Here is a 16,648-nt window from a genome sequence, read left to right as displayed (position 1 = left end):
TAAGTACTCGGTTTAAGTGTAATGTAGGACAAATTAAAATAGCACTGGCTTCGGAGGTATTTAATAGAATTTTTACGAATACTTTACCAAATCTTTATAAAAATTTAGCTGAATTTATAGTTTAAAATCTCAACAAACTGCCTTTGTGATTCGTTGGCTCATCTAAAATGAGTAAGTTGGCGGAACGAAGAAGTATTTTTGCTCATGCCAGACGAGGTTTTTCACCACCACTGAGAGCCGAAAGAGCAATAGAGCAATTAGTATCAAGATTTTAGGCTTATGCAAAGAGAATAAAAGGATGCGATTGCCCTTTAGGGCACTGCGCTCCGCGCAATCGCCTACGGCAGTGGGCTTTGCCCAATCGCCCATAAGGGCGCTTCGCTCAGCGCAATCACACAAGAGGTGGAGCGTCGTCGTAACTTCGCAATTATCTCTCACCCAGACCAAACTGTTGTATTCAAATTATCCTCCGCTTCAGTTCGATTTAGGAGGTAGGAAACTACGCAGAGAGATTTTCCCTATCCCATACTTTTGTCTTGTGTGAGTTTCCTTTGATGTGAGGTTATTTGTATCTATTGCAGCAGCTTTAGACTGCTCTGTAAGCCCATATTTCAAACTTAGCTTTAGAAGAGAGGACTTTTTCTAGAGAGCCGTAATGCTTAATACAAAACTCCTCAAGTTCATTCATGATCTTGTGAAACGTCTCATGTGGTACTTGCCAACATAAGCCGTATGCTCGTGATCTAAAAAAACCTAGTAACTCCCTGACTGTGTTTTTAACTGTCCATTCACTGGGAACAAAATAATTTGACTTGACTCCTCTAGTGTGGAAATATTCCTCCACATTTATTTCTTGGATTACTATACGCTTCGATTCTTGCTTAGTGCCTTCATACTTAGACATAATCACTCGAAAATAATCTTCAAATTGTTTGCGGGCTGCTGGCGTAATCCATTGACAGTTGAGATAAAAACCTCCCGGTTTAAGTACACGATTAATATTATCTAAAAATGCTCTCCAATCAGAAACGGCATGAAGCATATGAACAGTCAGTATAACGTCGAAACTATTGTCTGGAAAAGGCAAATGTGAAGCATCAGCATGAATCAAATTCAAATTTGGGGGAGTTCCATTGAATTTCTGACGGAACTGAGCGAGCATTTCTTGAGAAATATCAATTCCTGTCACTGAATAACCACGCCTTACGAAGGGAAGAACATTTAAGCCCGTACCAACACCTGGTTCAAAGACGTCTCAGGTGTTGCAGCAACAAGTTCAAGGATAAAGTCTGCCACTTCCTCTGCCACTGGCTCTGTTAGCCAGCGCGTTTGGTCGTACATTTGTGCAATGCTGTCGTAGTAGTTCATCTTTTTCACGTCTCTTCCTGACACTGATAGCTCCTGCCGTTTTCACTGTATTCTAAATCTGACACCGTTTCAGTGGCTGTCCATTGACAAAATGACTCTCGACTAGTTCAGCAATATCCGCACGTTTGAGGCGACCGTAATAATGTTTATTAGAGGCAATTTTTTTCTGAATTTTAGTAGGTAACCACGACACTTCATGAAGCTTAGGTTGAGAAATCATAGCAACAGCTCCAGCTTCACAATGGTCGAGACAACCAGAGCGACGAATTTCCACCTGATTTTCTAGCTGTCGCTGTGAAATCTCCTCCTCGAAGGCTTGATAAATTTCCAGCGCTCCACAGTTATGACAGCAGCCCTCTGAATCATTGGCATCACGTTGTTTTGTGCAGACAAACAGGCGATATTTGGGTGAATTCATACTGGTATAATGTGAGCCATCACTCATATGATACGAGTGATAACTCACTTTTAGCAACTCGCATTTCATCTGGTGATTCCGATGCCTCGCAAAATTCCCACCATACCCCGTAAATTACCGCAGCAAGACCGTTCTAAAGTGACAGTTGATGCCATTCTGACTGCAACTGCTCGCATTCTGACCGAGGAGGGCTACGATAAAGCGAGTACAAATCGGATTGCAGAGCTAGCTGGAGTGAGCATTGGATCGTTGTATCAGTACTTCCCCAACAAAGAAGCATTGGTCGCTTCACTTGTCGAGCATCATGTCAATGAGATGATTGACTTAGTCGAATCGAAACTAAAAGATTTGTTCGATGCTCCGGTAGAAGTTGCTTTGCCTGAATTAGTAAAAGCGGCGATGGCACGAAGTGCCCGCCCAAGGGGCGATCGCAGCTCACGCAGTCAATCCAAAACTCCATAAAGTGCTGGACGAAGAAGTCCTCGAATTGGTCGGCTCAAGCAAGTCGGCAACGCAGAAGAACAAATTAACGCTTTGCTTCGGGCTTATTTAGAGAATGGCGAGATCAAGTTAAACCACAAAATCTCGATTTGACAGTGTTCATTTTAGGGCGCACTGTTGAATCTTTAACCCATGCAGCAGTCATTGAATGTCCCGAATTGCTGAGCGATGGGCAGCTTGAGCAAGAAATTACAAATCTTTTATTGTCGTACCTGGTGGAAAAACAGAACGAGCATGAGTAATTATTTACCAAAACTTTTGACAATTTTGAGAGCTTAGGTGAGCAATTGTATTGAAGTCAAAACTCAAGGCTATCTATCTATCTATCTATCTATCTAACTAAATTAATGAACGACTATCGTAGTGATTTCAAAAGCGCTATAGTATTTAATGCTAGCAACTAAAAAATATTTCTGTTCGGAAAGTGGAGACTTCAGGTTGTAGATCAGATTTAAGCCTGAGCATTTTTGTGAGGGGAGTGGAAGCCAATGGCGAAAAGCTCTAAGTATAACTTGGTAGTCAGGCAAAGTTGATGGCAACCATTTAAGCAGCGCAGGTTATGTAGCAGCATAGGAGTTAACAGTGGCGAAAGGGCGTCTCTTGCCAAATGTTTCAGGATTTGTAATTCTACATCCATTGCCCTGCTTACCTTCCAGAGTTTTTTCTTTTAATCCTTTTACTCAGAATACTCGCAAAGTGACAGAAGAGGGCTAAACCACAAGTGGTAAGCCTATGTCAGCCGGAAGATGCTTCTCTGCCGACTGTTGAAGAATTAGCAACTGAGTCCAAGCCAGCCGTGCCTAAGTAGTAAGCGGCGGTGCCAGCGCTAGCAGATAGCACAAAGAAAGATTGAACCACGTTACAAGTGTGTTCGTGTTTCCACTGTGCCTGATATGATATCCCTTCTTGGCAACCGCCATTATTCTCTTATTCGTCGAGATTAGAATTTTGAGTTACTGCTGGCTCAATTTCACAAACAACCTCATGTAAATAAGTCGTTGGAGCCTTGACAAACAAGGGCATCATCTGTTTCAAGATATTATCGTAAGCCTCGCTATGATTAGCTTCCATATCTTCCACGTTTTCCCAAAAAATGACCGCAATCCCTTTGTCAGTTCCCGGTTCTTGCAGTAGGTATGCTTTTTTGAAGCCTTGGGTATAAGTTGAGACAGCTTTTTCGTAAAGTCTTTTGGCTTCTTCAAACTTGCCTGGTTTAAATTCTCCGATCGCAACATAGGCAAATTGATGTTTTAAAAAGTCATGAAAATCTGACATTTTTTTCTCCTTGGATAAAGTTACTGAAAAAGTTCAGATGTTCCTTATTATCTAAGGGAAAGATGTTTCATTTTTGTCAGTTCTCCTTCCCAAAGGCATAAACCAGCAAGATTTGGACAGGAAAAGGTTTCTCTACCTCCACATCGGCGATAAATGAGTTCTATTTCTAAACAAAATTCTGAGGAGGCTATAATTAAATTATAACCGATGTATAATTTTACAAAACTTTAAGAAGTTAACTTAGAAAGAATTCTGTTGCCTAATATCAATGAAATTGATGTGATATACAGATAAAACTATGCTCACAGTAGACCCCTCAAAATTATCCAAGGGAGAACTTCCCCATCCACCTAAGTTTGAGCGTGTGGAAGATGAGCGTCTCCATCGCAAGCAGCGTTTGGCTGCTGCCTTTCGTTTGTTCGCTCGTTACGGATTCGATGAAGGCATCGCCGGACACATTACTGCTCGCGACCCAGAATTGCATGACCATTTTTGGGTTAACCCTTTTGGGCTGTACTTTGGTCACATCCGAGTTTCAGACCTTGTGCTAGTCAACCATAAGGGTGAGGTCGTTGAGGGTGACAAGCCAGTAAATGCTGCGGCTTTCGCCATACACTCGCAGATCCATAAAGCGCGACCAGATGTAGTAGCGGCTGCTCACGCACATTCCCTTTATGGCAAAACCTGGTCAACTTTGGGACGCCTTCTCGACCCACTTACCCAGGATGCTTGCGCTTTCTATGAAGACCACGCTGTGTTTGAGGACTATACTGGGGTGGTGCTGGATTTGGAACAAAGTCAGGATATTGCCACTACTCTGGGGCAAAACAAAGCGGTCATTCTTCGCAACCATGGTTTACTGACAGTTGGTCGCTCAGTGGATGAAACAGCATGGTGGTTCATCACAATGGATCGCTCCTGTCAATCGCAGTTGATGGCTGAAGCAGCAGGGACACCAGTACTCATTCACCCTGATACCGCTAGTCTGACTTATCGCCAAGTTGGCTCACATTTCATGGGTTGGTTCAGTTTCCAGTCAATGTATGACATGATTGTCCGCCAGCAACCCGACTTATTGGAGTGAATATCCAGCAAAGGGGTGTAAAGACGTTCCGGCGTTGCTGATTCCATGTATGAAAATGATTTTCCATAATACCAAAATCCTTGTAGAGACGTGCCATGGCACGTCTCTACATCCGGATTCATACTTGAGCAACCCCGACGTTCCAGTGCAACGTCTTTATATCATGTTCGGTTAATTAGTTATGATTACCACGTTGACTGCACCCCACACGCCAGTCGCCTGCGGAGGGAAACCCTCCTGCAGCGCTGGCTCCCCTTTATCCCCTCCCCCTCCGGGTATCTCCTGAGCCCTTCGGGCACGGCTTGAGGCCGAACGGAGACGCTACGCGAACGCCAGTCGCCTGGGCGGGAAACCCGCCTGCAGCGCGCTTACTCACCGCGTGCGGGGAGGGGAGGTTTTGGCGCAAGACAAAACCGGGGTGGGGTTCTTCAGGAATGATAAGTAATCAACTGAACCTGATATTACACATAGGGTATTGCTCTACACCCTCTCGGAGAGCGCTTTCAACAAACGCTGAATCTCTTCAACGGTGTTATAGTGTACAAGCCCAATCCGCAGAAATCCCCCGCTTGACTCAACTCCTAACTTCTCGGTAAGACCGAGCGCATAAAAGTTGCCGTTCCAAGTAAAGATACCCTGCTCACCCAAGGCTTTGGCAATAGCGTGAGGTGCTTGCTCAGCAAGTCGGATGCCAACGGTTGGTGTCCGCCAGTCAAAGCGGGTTGGATCGGTGATGCCGTATAAAGTTAGACCAGGAATTTGTAACAGTCCTGTGACCAACTTTTGGCACAAATCTCTTTCGTATTGCTTAATTGCAATCATCGCTGCTAACAAGGCTTCTCGGCGGTTCTTAACACCTGGTAACACTTGGTGACCTATTTGGGCTAGGTAGTTGATTGCTGCCACTAACCCCGCTAGCCCCTCGTAGTTCTGGGTTCCAGTTTCCCAACGAGATGGAAGTTCTTCTGGGGCTGGCTGGACTTTGTAAGGACGCAGCCGCTCAAGATGCTCACGCTTTGCATACAGTACACCAACATGGGGTCCAAAAAATTTATAAGCGGAGCAAGTGAGAAAGTCGCACTCAAGCATATGTACGTCAATTGGAGCATGAGCAACGTAATGAACCGCATCAACAAAAACCATCGCCCCAACAGCATGAGCTAATTTTACAACTGTTGCCACGTCGTTAATTGTGCCGACAGCGTTGGACGCATACCCCACTGCAACTAATCGCGTCCGCTCATTAATTTGCTGCTGGATATGGTTCATGTTTAGCGTGCAGTCTTCTACGTTGATATCAACTTCACGAATCACAACACCGCGTTCGGAAAGTGCATACCAAGGTGAAACGTTGGCATAATGGTCTAGCTTGGTGACGATAATTTCATCACCGGGTTGGAGTTCGCGGGCGATCGCTCGACTCAAAGTATATGTCAGCGTGGTCATGTTTGCACCAAAAACCACTTCGTCCAAATTGCACCCCAATAAATCAGCTATGGCTGCACGAGCTGAAGTGATGAGTGCATCTGTCCGCTGACTTGTGGCAAAAGCCCCGTGAGCATTGGCGTTTGACTTTAGTAGGTATTCGGCGATCGCATCTATCACACTACTTGGTACCTGAGTACCACCAGGTCCATCAAAGAAAATCACAGGTTGACCATTGATTTGTTGTGAAAGTGCTGGAAACTGATTGCGTATCCACCCTAGGTCAAGGTCAACCATAAAAAACTCCTTTATTTTTGAGAGAGGTAGTCTGGATATTTTATTTGGTTTTTTAATAAGAGAGAACGCAGAACTCAGTTGTCAGAAGGAGAGGCAATTTAAACATTTGGGATGCTCCCGTCGGTTGTACCGTCAAATAATTGCATTCTATATCTATCGTTCTGTGTTCTCTTGTTCTTCTTCAACACGTCGCGGTAATCGCTTTCAACCAGATTTGTATATTGGTGTGGGGAAGAACGCCGCGCACGGACTCTTTACTGGGGAAGATGTCCTTACAGGATTTGGGCGGGGTTTGAATCCCCGTCCATAATCCTCCCAATACCCAATCCCTAATCCCTAATCCCCAATCCCCAAATTCAATTATCTTTCGGCCCAATCAATCCTGGACAAGTTAACACAAACACATCTCTCACACCGCCCTCTAAGGCTATTGCATTGATAGCAGACGTAAAATGGAAAAATTCCTTGTCGCTGAATACTAACATTTCCCCAGGATTGAGAATTTTGTTCAAAATTGGGCTGTCATCCTTAGATTTATAGAGATGAGTTTCTCCCCCTTCAATCATTTCTCTATTCACAGAGAATATACAAATCATGTCTACTCCATCTTTATGGATTCCCTCTGGGGCTGGTTCGCCTATTTGCTCTGAGAAAGCGGTGATTCTAATCTGATGAACTGCAATTTCTTTGTAGGTTGAGCACAGTTTACAAAATTCGTAAAATTCTAAAATTATTCTCTCAAAATCTTCCAATTGTATCAGTTCATTATCTAGTTCTGAATACTCCCTGATTATATTACCCAGTAAAGGATTATATTGTCTAGGTTGATAGAAAGGTCTATGTGGCAGCTTGACTATGCTATCGCCAGAAATTTTAAAATGAGAGAGTCGTCTGAAACGATAGTTGCCTGCCAAATATGGGTCTGCAGGAAGTTTGGTAAAGAAAGGCTTCAGCTTATCTACATTTACAGAAGATATGCTTTCCAAAGCGTAACTGGTAATACAATTAAAGTCTTTTTTTCGTAATTCCAACATTTTACTATCCTCCTCAGGTTGACCAAATATAGCCATGTTGACACTTTCAAAAATTTGGGTTGGCTATATGGTTGAACCCAATGTGAACAATTCAGTCAAAATGTGAACCATTCTACTGCTAATAAAAAATTGTCTTGGCGCAAAAAATACCCTTGAACCCAATTTTTGGTAGCAGCTAGAAGGCACAAATTATTGATGCTAATCTAGTACAGTTAATTTTTTTATTTTCTATGATCGATAATTTTCAGATTTATTTAACTTAGTTTTTTGTAGTTTTATTTAAATGTTGGTGCTTTTGTTTTACACCTTTTTCCTTAATTATAAGCAAGGAAAACATGACCTGCCATATTCATATAAATATTGTATTAATCAAGTACCTATGCCGCTAGAAACTACCAAAAGCGCTTATGCTCCTCCTTTTGGAGGATTTTTTACTGTAAACCTCTTTCCAGTTTTGTTGCCTGATTATACTCTCGCGGAAGTCACAATCAGAGTGTGAATTTTGGTAAAGATGTTGAATAAAAAAATATTTTTCGTGTTAATAAAATAATGAAGTTAAGGTTTGAAAACCCTAAAAAAGCAAAATAGCAGTCATCTAAAATCGCATCAAAAAGGCTTTCTAATAAACCTTGGCTCAAGCAGTTTATTCAACTGGTAATCCTCTGTAGTTCTTGTGAAAGAGACTGTAGCAGAACTGATTGGGCTGAGTGCAGGAAGAAATGATCGCCTGTGAACATCTGTAGTGAAAATGCAGCATTTGTTTGCTTCTGCCAGGCTTGGAGTTCATCGTAACTCGCTTCTTCATCCTCTGAGCCACCATAAGCAGTGATCGGACAGTTCAGGGGTGGCTCGGTAGTGTAAACATAGGTTTCCAGAACTGCAAAGTCTGCTCGTAAAATTGGGAGAAGAAGTTCCATCAGTTCGGCGTTTTGCAGCACCGCTTCCGGAGTACCATTGAGACGGCGCAGTTCCTCTTTGAACTCAGGCTCTGGAAGGGCGTGGACGGGTGGCTTTGGGTCAGGGATTTGAGGGGCAAGCCGAGCAGACACAAACAGGTGAACTGGAGTAATATTATGTTCTTTACGCAGTAGACGGGCAAGCTCAAAGCTAACGAGCGCACCCATACTGTGACCGAAAAAGGCAAACGGTTTGTCTAAATGTGGTAGGAGAACAGGAGCAATGGCTTGGACTAGAGGTTGTAGCTGCGTGAATGCAGGCAATTTCATCTGTGTTCCGCGTCCTGGCAATTCCATGGGACACACTTCAACAGTCGTGGGTAGACTGTGAGACCATGTACGAAAAATCAGAGAACTACCACCGGCGTAGGGGAAACAGAATAAACGCAGGGAAGCTAGAGGATTCGGTTGAGGACACGTCACCCAAGAATGAATTCGCGCACTTGTCATAACTATCAGTCTAATATTGACGCTCTCAATAGAGTACTACGTGTTGCAACCAGCTTTCTCCATCTTTTTCCCAAGACTTAGCGGTTTCATAACGAGCAAAGCAGCGACAACATCGACCGAACCTAATAATGAGGCAAAAATCCCCAGGCTTGTTTTGCTGTGTCAATGCAATTGTAGTTGCGCTTAGGCGCAACTACGAACTTATTGCTTATGAGTTTCTTCCACCGTTTCTAAAAGAAGATGAGTTTGATGTGGAATGACTGACGTTAATGCTATCGTCTCCACTTCTTTCGCCGCTCGTGCTGTGCTTGTAATACTGCTGGTAATAGTTATATGAGGCTGGCGTGGCATCTTTGGATTTATTAGCGATCACCCCTAAAATCGGTGTGCCAGATACTTGGAGTTCTTCTAATGCTTGCTGGAAGATAGTACGTTTGAGATTGCCCAATCCAGCAACTAGTATAAGTCCATTGGTATTAGCAGCCAGCAGGTTAGCGTCAGCAAATCCTACGAGAGGCGGTGTGTCATAAATAACTAAATCAAAAGCGCCTTGTAACTCGCTCATCAGATCCTGCATTTTCTGAGACGCAACCAACCTGATTGAGTCAGGAGGAATTGGACCAGCACTAAGGACAAATAGGTTGTCTTCTAAGGGCGATCGCTCAATCACGTTGTTCCAGTCTAGGTCTTGTGAAATGACATCGGTCAATCCCTGAATATTCATCAGACCTACGCGATTGTGGACTGTGGGAGAGCGGAGATTGGCATCTACCAGTAGAACTCGTTGCCCCATCGCTGCCGCTGCAAGCGCTAGGTGTATTGCCACAGTCGTCTTACCATCTTCTTGTGCCGCCGAACTAATAACCAGTGAACGAATCGGTGTATCCGAGCCAAGAAGAAGAATATTAGTGTAAAGAGAGCGAAACACCTCAAAAAACGAGGCTCGAGCTGCTTGTTGTAATCCACCAGCTGCTTCTTGCCAAGCTAATGTTCCAAGTTCTTTTCTTAAAGGAACGACTCCCAATAGTGGTAATCCTGTCGCTTCCTTCAGGTCTTTAGAAGAGTATAGGACATTGCTGAGCTTATCCGCCACTAAAGCTGCACCTGTACCCAACAGCAAACCTAACATTCCCCCCAAAGCTAAGTTACGTCTGGCACTGTCTGCGACAGCCTTTGGTTCTTTCACTTCCTCAAGTTGAGGGTCGAGTAACTTCCAAGATGGTAGGCTTTGAGCTTGCTCAATCTGCAATGCTTGTTTTTTAGTTGAAAATTGAGTCAGACCATCAGTGGCAATCTTTAATTCCCGCTGAATGTCATCGTATTCACGGATCGTGACTGCTAACTCTCTAAGATACTTATTGAAAGAATCAATTTTTTCCCCCAAAGATTTATCACGTGCTTCCAGTGTCCGGATACGACTTTCATAATCTCTTTTCACGCGGTTCTCTTCCCCGGTCAGCATTGGCAGTAAGTTTGCTTTCTGCTCCTGCAAAAACTGCAGACTGGGGTTGTCATTTGTTAATTTTGCTGCACCTTTTTTAACCTCAATGTCCACTGTTTGAATTTGATCGAGTATCTTTTGATAGCGAGGATTTTCGCTCAGCACTGAATTTCCAGCCCTTTCACCTGGCTGTTGCGCTAACTCCCGTTTCAAGTCCTCATAGGTTGCTCGCATTTGCTCTAGCTGCACACGATTTTCTGCTCGCTGTTGCGTTAAAGTAGCAACCTGATTAGATATTTCTTGAGCTTTTTGTGCTGGTTCTACCAAATTATTCTTTTGTCGAATGATTCGCAGTCTTTGTTGCCAGGCTTTAACGCGCTCGTCTAAAGGCTGTTTTTGTTCATCAACAAACTTTATTGCCTGCTTAACTTCGTCTTGACGCTCTTCCAGACTATATTGCACATAGGCATCTTTCACTAATGTTAAAACATCGCTTACTAGCTCTGGATCTGGACTTGTAAATTGGACTTGTAAAATATTTTGCTGTTCGGCTTGTATTTGTAAAATACCAGCGATCACATCGTAGTTCAGCTTGGGATATTTTGTCTGATATTTCTCCTGAAGCTTTTTGATCACCGGGTCTAGTATCGCACGACTCTCTAAAACTTTGATTGTTGTCTGTACGGCTTGTTCAGGAGGTGCTACCCCTTGTTGTGAACTCAAGCTTTGAGGAACATTGGCTACTGCCCGACTTTCACCAGTCACAGGCTTAGTGAGAATCTCAAACTTGCCTTGATACACTGGAGGATCTGTTTCTGCCTTCAACACCGCTGCTGTAGCCACCACGCCTGTTACACCAGCAATCAACAAGGCGCGACGGCGGAGAGTTGCTCCAACTTGACCCAGATTCAATCCACCTTCCTCATTCGACTGGGCTGTGTAGGCTTGTGACAACGGGTGAGGATATCTGTCTGACTTCAGCATAGGCTTAGTAACTTGTCTAACTTATGGTTTTACGTGGTTGCACGCTTCGATTCAATCCTGGCATACATAATTAAGTGTGTTCGATTGCCAAGTTATTCAACACACGCACAAAGGTTAATGGACATATTAACGAATCACATAGTTTTGACACCTAAAAGGGCAAATTGAGCTTTGTCATAAACCAAGTGATAGATACGTTACCCTGTCTGAAGTCTAAAAAAATACTGATAAGACTGGAGCGATGCATTTATAGATACAGTACCATTACATTGAAAAATTTTGTAAGTTATTTATATTTCAATGACATAATATGAAGATTTTATATAGAGTGACCATGCTGTTGGTATAAGGGTTAATCTGTTCATAATAAATTTAAAAAACTCAATGTTGAAATACTTAATCAGGCACAAACCTCTGTTTAGATATGTGTTGAATAGTACTTGTTTGGCATTCATCTTGTTTAGTACATTCTTCTTATGCACTTGAGACTTTTCCGGATAAAACCCAGTGGTATCGATTTGACTTTCTTATCATAGGTATACACCAGAACTTCCAGTGCTAATGAATACATTAGCCTCTTGTTTAAAGGCGATCACGGAGCGGGCGCTCCGCGATCGCCTTTATGCGGGTACTTGCTACCATCAAGTCATACGCAGGCGTTGCATTGGCGAAGTACCACCCTCACCCCTTCCCGTGTCCCAACTTGGGAGATGAGTATGTACGGTTGGCTCAACCGGAAGTCACGCCCGTGGACAAAAGGTGCTACAACGGGGGAAACCCCCGCAACGCACTGCCTCACAAGTAGCAGTCCGCTGCCTTGATTGAAACGGGAAGTAAACATCGATTTGCTCATATTTGAGCGATTTGTATAAGTTTTATGGAGCAGGAAAGTACTATCTTTGAGTGCAACGCGTGTATAAGGTATCCTACTGCCCAACCGCTTGAAGATCAGCAGCCCCGTTGGTTTGTGAAACGGGGAGGGGTTGCCACAAGGGCGATTTTTTGGGAGTATACGAGCGATCGCCTGTAGAAATTCCTATGTGGGGTTTGTCAACATTGGCTTGACAATTTCCTAGTAAGGAAGAATGCAAAAACCAAAAGGGTAGACTTTACAGCCTACCCTTTATGGCACTGGGGCGCTAGGATTCGAACCTAGGGATGGCGGGACCAAAACCCGCTGCCTTACCACTTGGCTACGCCCCAACAATTTCATCCTTACATAATATAGCAGCGACTCCTGGGGTAGTGTCAAGTACTTTGACAGATCTTTTTCGGCAAATATCACAAATCCCACTTGAAAATTCAAATATTGCAGCGAGTATCAAGCACACAGAGGGTAGTAAGGGTTTAGGGACAACAAGAGGGAGTATGGATTTTGGCGGTATGCAATAGGTTTTGGTTGCTGGCAGCACGCTTACACCCTAGACCACGTTAAATCCTGCTGCAATTTTCATGTGTTTGCCTTGGTATTTTAAGTAGTTCAACTGTTTGTTCATTGCAAACATTAGATTAAAATATCTATCGTACTATTTAGCTTTGACCGAGAATTATTGTGATGAACCCCATCGTTTGATATTTCCCGCTTTTTACAGAAAAAATTCCTTAGTGTCAACACTATTTTTTTGCCAATCACTTATGTCATATATCAGGTCAGGGATCAACCTTAATATTATTTTCTTATCGTTATATAAGTTTATACTAAAGAAAACCAAATACTCACAAACTAAGACCTACGACTATACCCAATATGTCGGTGGACGTGACTATGTTTTTGAACTAACTGATAACCAGGCGAAAGGTTACATGACAGGACAGGGTAAAGGTATCAAACGCGGCGATTACATCATCTTATGTAACGGGTCTCAATCATGTCGCTATCAAGTTGAGGAAATTGATTACTACTCTGAACCACCAGATATGTGGATAGCTTTACTTAATGATGTAAGCTTGCAATAAGCGCTGATTTATCATAACTTTAACAACGTAATAGCCAAATACCAGAATTTATAAAAATTGGCATTCATAGTGTACGTAGAAGTTTTCTGTGACCTGGCTTTACCTGCTTAAAGAATCTTGAGTTAGCTAGCAGCAATTTAATATTTTTATCGAAGAATAAGCAGACTTACTATAATCAAGGTTCTCAGTGAAAATTCGGATCATTTTATCTTAATGTGTTGTTTTTATGAACTTATGGAGAAATTGAGGAAATTTCTTTATCCTATACTAAGATAAGAAAGAAGCATCTCCAGAGTTTATACATAGGGTTGGCTATTGAAGTAGGAATCTACTACTGCGTAATAGAAAACGCAGCTATACATTCAGAATTGGAAATACTTTAATATCAGGGAAGTTTTATAAGTGCGTGCATCGATTGCATCACTTGTATCGGTACAGACCTTCAAAAATTGACAGTGTGCCTTGTTTAGGCAAGGTGCTATTTGGGTAGCCATAGCAGAATTGCACATCGATAATGACTTTAGCTATGATGAGTTCAAAACAACTAAAGTACGAAATCTCAGAATCGTCGATAGTAGTAGCTGCTGTAGAGCAAATATCTTCCGATCTCGGCGGCGAAGCGGTCATCCTGAACCTCAAATCGGGTGTATACCACGGTTTGAATGAAGCGGGAGCGCGAATTTGGAATTTGATTGAGCAACCCAAGTCTGTGAAAGATATTAAGCAGGTGCTTCTGGAAGAGTATGAAGTTGAACCAGAAATTTGTATAAGCGATCTGTTGGCACTGCTAGACAATTTGAAAGATGCAGGGCTAATAGAGGTTAAGAATGAGACGGTTGTCTAGTTTTTTCAAGCTTTCTAAGGGTAATGGCGCAGAGGGTCCGCTGAGTCCTCAGGACATGCTACGCGTAAGTCCTGCGGACAGGCTGCGCCAACGCGAAGCGTCTCCGAAGGAGATACGCGATGGGCAAAGCCCCGCCAAGGGCGATCGCCCTTTGGGCAGCTCCTTTTGGGAGCATCGCCATCTTCTTTTCATCATCACCTTTATTTTACTGGCAGCAATTAGGCTAGGGCTATGGCTTTTACCCTTTCGGAATTTATTGAAGCTTTTGCAAAAGATTAGCAAATCAAATTTTCTTGTTCCTTGTGAGGATAAAAGCCAAATTTCCGTAAGCAAGATTGTTTGGGCTGTGAATGCAGCCAGCCGCTATATGCCAGGTGGTGTTAAGTGTCTAGCCCGTGCTTTGACTACTCAAGTATTGATGAGTTACCACGGTTATACTCCTGAACTCCGTATAGGGGTTGCCAAAGGAGAGGAAGGAAATTTAGAAGCTCACGCTTGGATAGAGTATCAGGGAAGGGTGGCGATCGGCAATCTTCCAGACCTTTCTCGGTTTATCCCACTGCCATCTCTCAAAGGAGCCAAACTATGAGCGGCATTATGGGCATATATTACCTTGATGCTCGCCCTGTGGAGAGTGCAGACTTGGGGCGGATGGTTGATATTTTGGCGCATCGCGGACCTGATGGTGCAGACATTTGGGTTGATGGATCTGTTGGTTTTGGGCATCGGATGCTATGGACGACTCCAGAATCAGTGATAGAGGAATTACCTTTACTCAGTCAAACTGGCGATTTGGTGATCACATCCGATGCACGCATAGATAATCGCGATGAACTTATCTGTGCGTTACAGTTTGATCACTGTCCACCCGAAAAAATCACAGATAGCCAGTTGATTTTGAGGGCTTATGAAAGATGGGGCGAGCAGTGTCCAGAACATCTTTTAGGTGACTTTGCCTTCACCATTTGGGATAAGCGTAAGCAGAAACTTTTTTGTGCTAGAGATCATTTTGGAGTCAAGCCCTTTTACTACTATCATCAAGAGGGTAAAGCCTTTCTCTTTGCCTCTGAAATAAAAGCACTCGTTAGTTTGCCGCAGGTACCACGCCGCTTGAATGAGGTCAGGATTGCCGACTACTTGGCATTGATGATGGAAGACAAAGCCATCACGATTTACCAAGACATTATGCGGCTTCCGCCAGCCCACAGTATGGTGGTAAACCAGTCTGGTATCAGGTCATGGTCTTACTGGTCACTTAACCCCGATCATGAAATCCGGTTAGCTTCTCATGAAGCTTATGCAGAGGAATTTCGCAAAATCTTCACAGAGGCTGTAAGTTGTCGCATGCGGAGTGCCTTTCCCATCGTCAGCCACTTGAGCGGTGGATTAGATTCTTCTGCTGTGTCCTGTGTAGCGCGGAATTTACTTACGGGTGGTAATACTAAATTACACACTATTTCTAGTATTTTTGATAAAATTACTGGGTGCGACGAACGCCCCTACATTAACGCAGTGTTGGAGCAGGGGGGGTTCATTTCTCACTACGTTCATGGAGACGAGTTTGGTCCATTATCTAACCTAGATGAGATTTTCCAGTATGAAGATGAAGCTCTGTTAGGACCTAGTCATTTTTATCCTTGGAACTTGAATCGGACTGTTAAGGAACTGGGACTGCGGATTTGCCTTGATGGTTTTGATGGTGACACTACAGTCAGCCATGGCATCATGAGACTCACCGAACTCGCACGCCAAGGTGATTGGAAATTATTTATACTGGAAACCAAGGCAGTTGCACAAAAATTCAATATCCCGCCTTACACTTTGTTTCGCGGTCATGGTCTGCCATACCTTAAGGATTTGGCAAAGCGGTGGCGTTGGATAGCGTTTGTCAAAGCAGTGCAGCAAATCCACAAGCATTTCGGTGGTTCACGCAAAAAGTTAATTTTGCAGCACGGACTCAAATATCTGGTTCCAGAAGCAATGTGGCAATGGCGTTCGTATAAACAAGACAAATCTGTCAGCCCTGTAGCCTCCCAGGCTCCCTTAGTCAATCGTAACTTTGCAGAGCGTATTGGTTTGGATGAACGTATCGAGAAATTGGGAGGTTTCCCTAAACAACCCCTGACCGTCAGAGAGGAGCAATGGCTCACTCTCAACCAAGGATTACTAACTTACACCTTGGAACTGATGGATCAATATGCGGCAATATTTTCTCTGGAAGCCCGTCATCCATTCATGGACAAACGACTCATTGAATTTTGTCTGGCATTGCCCTCAGAGCAAAAGCTTTACCAAGGCTGGGGTCGGATAGTGATGCGACGTGCCTTAGCAGGTATCTTGCCAGAAGAAGTTCAATGGCGTGGAGGAAAAGCAGATTTGTCATCGAATTTCACTGACGGTATCCTCAACCGCGATCGCCAACTTTTGGAAGAGGTCATGCGCGACAAATTAGGCAGTCTTGAAAATTACATTAATTTAGATATTTTACAAGGAGCATATCAGCGATTGCTCTGTGATGGTAACAAAGTTAGCGATGAAGACAGCATGGCAGTTTGGCAGGCAGTCATCTTGGCTTTGTGGTTCGAGTACAACCAACTGATGCCGTAAGTCCAACC

18 protein-coding genes, 1 tRNA gene and 2 pseudogenes are annotated in these 16,648 nt (G+C 43.5%); 9 read left to right on the top strand and 12 right to left on the bottom strand.

The genetic code is table 11. The annotated features are described in order from the left end of the window. Nucleotides 1-145: 145 nt before the first annotated feature. The 4 genes and pseudogenes from V5G28_RS23910 to V5G28_RS23895 all read right to left on the bottom strand — a co-directional run. A pseudogene (locus tag V5G28_RS23910) lies at nt 146-244 on the bottom strand (ATP-binding cassette domain-containing protein); the annotation flags it as partial. A gap of 342 nt (nt 245-586) precedes the next feature. Continuing rightward, nucleotides 587-1,192: pseudogene (locus V5G28_RS23905) on the bottom strand (class I SAM-dependent methyltransferase); the annotation flags it as partial. 29 nt (nt 1,193-1,221) lie between these two features. Beyond that, entirely contained in the window at nt 1,222-1,392 is a 171-nt protein-coding gene (locus V5G28_RS23900) for a hypothetical protein (RefSeq protein WP_332989700.1), read from the bottom strand. Between the two features lie 28 nt (nt 1,393-1,420). Further along, nucleotides 1,421-1,786 carry a (2Fe-2S) ferredoxin domain-containing protein gene (locus V5G28_RS23895; RefSeq protein WP_332989697.1) on the bottom strand — a complete coding sequence of 122 codons (366 nt, stop codon included), beginning with the start codon at nt 1,784-1,786 and terminating at the stop codon, nt 1,421-1,423. A gap of 81 nt (nt 1,787-1,867) precedes the next feature. Between V5G28_RS23895 and V5G28_RS23890 the strand changes: the two genes are divergently transcribed. Then, nucleotides 1,868-2,248, top strand: a complete 381-nt coding sequence (locus V5G28_RS23890; protein WP_332989695.1) for a TetR/AcrR family transcriptional regulator — start codon at nt 1,868-1,870, stop codon at nt 2,246-2,248. 134 nt (nt 2,249-2,382) lie between these two features. Beyond that, a complete protein-coding gene (locus V5G28_RS23885) occupies nt 2,383-2,529 on the top strand; it encodes a hypothetical protein (protein ID WP_332989883.1) in 147 nt (48 codons plus the stop codon). Between the two features lie 209 nt (nt 2,530-2,738). Here V5G28_RS23885 and V5G28_RS23880 read toward each other — a convergent pair whose 3' ends face one another. From V5G28_RS23880 to V5G28_RS23870, 3 genes are all read right to left on the bottom strand, one after another. Next, nucleotides 2,739-2,924, bottom strand: coding sequence for a hypothetical protein (locus tag V5G28_RS23880; protein ID WP_332989693.1), 186 nt, complete (start codon nt 2,922-2,924; stop codon nt 2,739-2,741). 98 nt (nt 2,925-3,022) lie between these two features. Then, entirely contained in the window at nt 3,023-3,145 is a 123-nt protein-coding gene (locus tag V5G28_RS23875) for a hypothetical protein (RefSeq protein ID WP_332989691.1), read from the bottom strand. A gap of 69 nt (nt 3,146-3,214) precedes the next feature. After that, the gene (locus V5G28_RS23870; RefSeq protein ID WP_332989689.1) at nt 3,215-3,562 is read right to left on the bottom strand and encodes an antibiotic biosynthesis monooxygenase; all 348 of its coding nucleotides are present in this window, start codon (nt 3,560-3,562) and stop codon (nt 3,215-3,217) included. A gap of 298 nt (nt 3,563-3,860) precedes the next feature. On the opposite strand from V5G28_RS23870, the gene V5G28_RS23865 reads away from it, so the two are divergent. Beyond that, the gene (locus V5G28_RS23865; RefSeq protein WP_332989686.1) at nt 3,861-4,646 is read left to right on the top strand and encodes a class II aldolase/adducin family protein; all 786 of its coding nucleotides are present in this window, start codon (nt 3,861-3,863) and stop codon (nt 4,644-4,646) included. A gap of 480 nt (nt 4,647-5,126) precedes the next feature. Here V5G28_RS23865 and V5G28_RS23860 read toward each other — a convergent pair whose 3' ends face one another. From V5G28_RS23860 to V5G28_RS23845, 4 genes are all read right to left on the bottom strand, one after another. Next, nucleotides 5,127-6,368 (bottom strand): cysteine desulfurase-like protein, encoded by a 1,242-nt coding sequence (locus V5G28_RS23860; protein ID WP_332989683.1) that lies wholly within the window; start codon nt 6,366-6,368, stop codon nt 5,127-5,129. 356 nt (nt 6,369-6,724) lie between these two features. Beyond that, the gene (locus V5G28_RS23855) at nt 6,725-7,438 is read right to left on the bottom strand and encodes a 2OG-Fe dioxygenase family protein (RefSeq protein ID WP_442994288.1); all 714 of its coding nucleotides are present in this window, start codon (nt 7,436-7,438) and stop codon (nt 6,725-6,727) included. A 611-nt stretch (nt 7,439-8,049) separates the two neighbouring features. Further along, nucleotides 8,050-8,808 carry a thioesterase II family protein gene (locus V5G28_RS23850; RefSeq protein ID WP_332989679.1) on the bottom strand — a complete coding sequence of 253 codons (759 nt, stop codon included), beginning with the start codon at nt 8,806-8,808 and terminating at the stop codon, nt 8,050-8,052. 208 nt (nt 8,809-9,016) lie between these two features. Beyond that, complete coding sequence (locus V5G28_RS23845) at nt 9,017-11,233, bottom strand: GumC family protein (RefSeq protein ID WP_332989677.1); 2,217 nt, start codon at nt 11,231-11,233, stop codon at nt 9,017-9,019. Nucleotides 11,234-11,794: 561 nt separating this feature from the next. On the opposite strand from V5G28_RS23845, the gene V5G28_RS23840 reads away from it, so the two are divergent. Both V5G28_RS23840 and V5G28_RS23835 read left to right on the top strand, forming a co-directional pair. Next, nucleotides 11,795-11,947 carry a hypothetical protein gene (locus tag V5G28_RS23840; protein WP_332989674.1) on the top strand — a complete coding sequence of 51 codons (153 nt, stop codon included), beginning with the start codon at nt 11,795-11,797 and terminating at the stop codon, nt 11,945-11,947. A 163-nt stretch (nt 11,948-12,110) separates the two neighbouring features. Beyond that, on the top strand, nt 12,111-12,263 hold the full coding sequence (locus tag V5G28_RS23835; protein ID WP_336231307.1) for a hypothetical protein: 153 nt from the start codon (nt 12,111-12,113) through the stop codon (nt 12,261-12,263). 101 nt (nt 12,264-12,364) lie between these two features. Here the strand turns inward: V5G28_RS23835 and V5G28_RS23830 are convergent. After that, nucleotides 12,365-12,436, bottom strand: a tRNA-Gln gene (locus V5G28_RS23830). Between the two features lie 600 nt (nt 12,437-13,036). Between V5G28_RS23830 and V5G28_RS23825 the strand changes: the two genes are divergently transcribed. The 4 genes from V5G28_RS23825 (at nt 13,037) to V5G28_RS23810 (ending at nt 16,640) form a co-directional block, all read left to right on the top strand. After that, nucleotides 13,037-13,189 (top strand): hypothetical protein, encoded by a 153-nt coding sequence (locus tag V5G28_RS23825; protein ID WP_332989670.1) that lies wholly within the window; start codon nt 13,037-13,039, stop codon nt 13,187-13,189. Nucleotides 13,190-13,718: 529 nt separating this feature from the next. Next, nucleotides 13,719-14,033, top strand: a complete 315-nt coding sequence (locus V5G28_RS23820) for a PqqD family peptide modification chaperone (protein WP_073631784.1) — start codon at nt 13,719-13,721, stop codon at nt 14,031-14,033. A 55-nt stretch (nt 14,034-14,088) separates the two neighbouring features. Next, a complete protein-coding gene (locus tag V5G28_RS23815) occupies nt 14,089-14,622 on the top strand; it encodes a lasso peptide biosynthesis B2 protein (RefSeq protein WP_336231306.1) in 534 nt (177 codons plus the stop codon). Beyond that, complete coding sequence (locus V5G28_RS23810; RefSeq protein WP_332989668.1) at nt 14,619-16,640, top strand: lasso peptide isopeptide bond-forming cyclase; 2,022 nt, start codon at nt 14,619-14,621, stop codon at nt 16,638-16,640. Before V5G28_RS23815 ends, V5G28_RS23810 begins: the two co-directional genes overlap by 4 nt. Nucleotides 16,641-16,648: the final 8 nt, after the last annotated feature.

The organism is Scytonema sp. PRP1, assembly GCF_036697665.2.
Classification (GTDB): Bacteria; Cyanobacteriota; Cyanobacteriia; order Cyanobacteriales; family Nostocaceae; genus Kalymmatonema; species Kalymmatonema gypsitolerans.
This window is presented reverse-complemented; position numbering and strand designations above follow the sequence as displayed.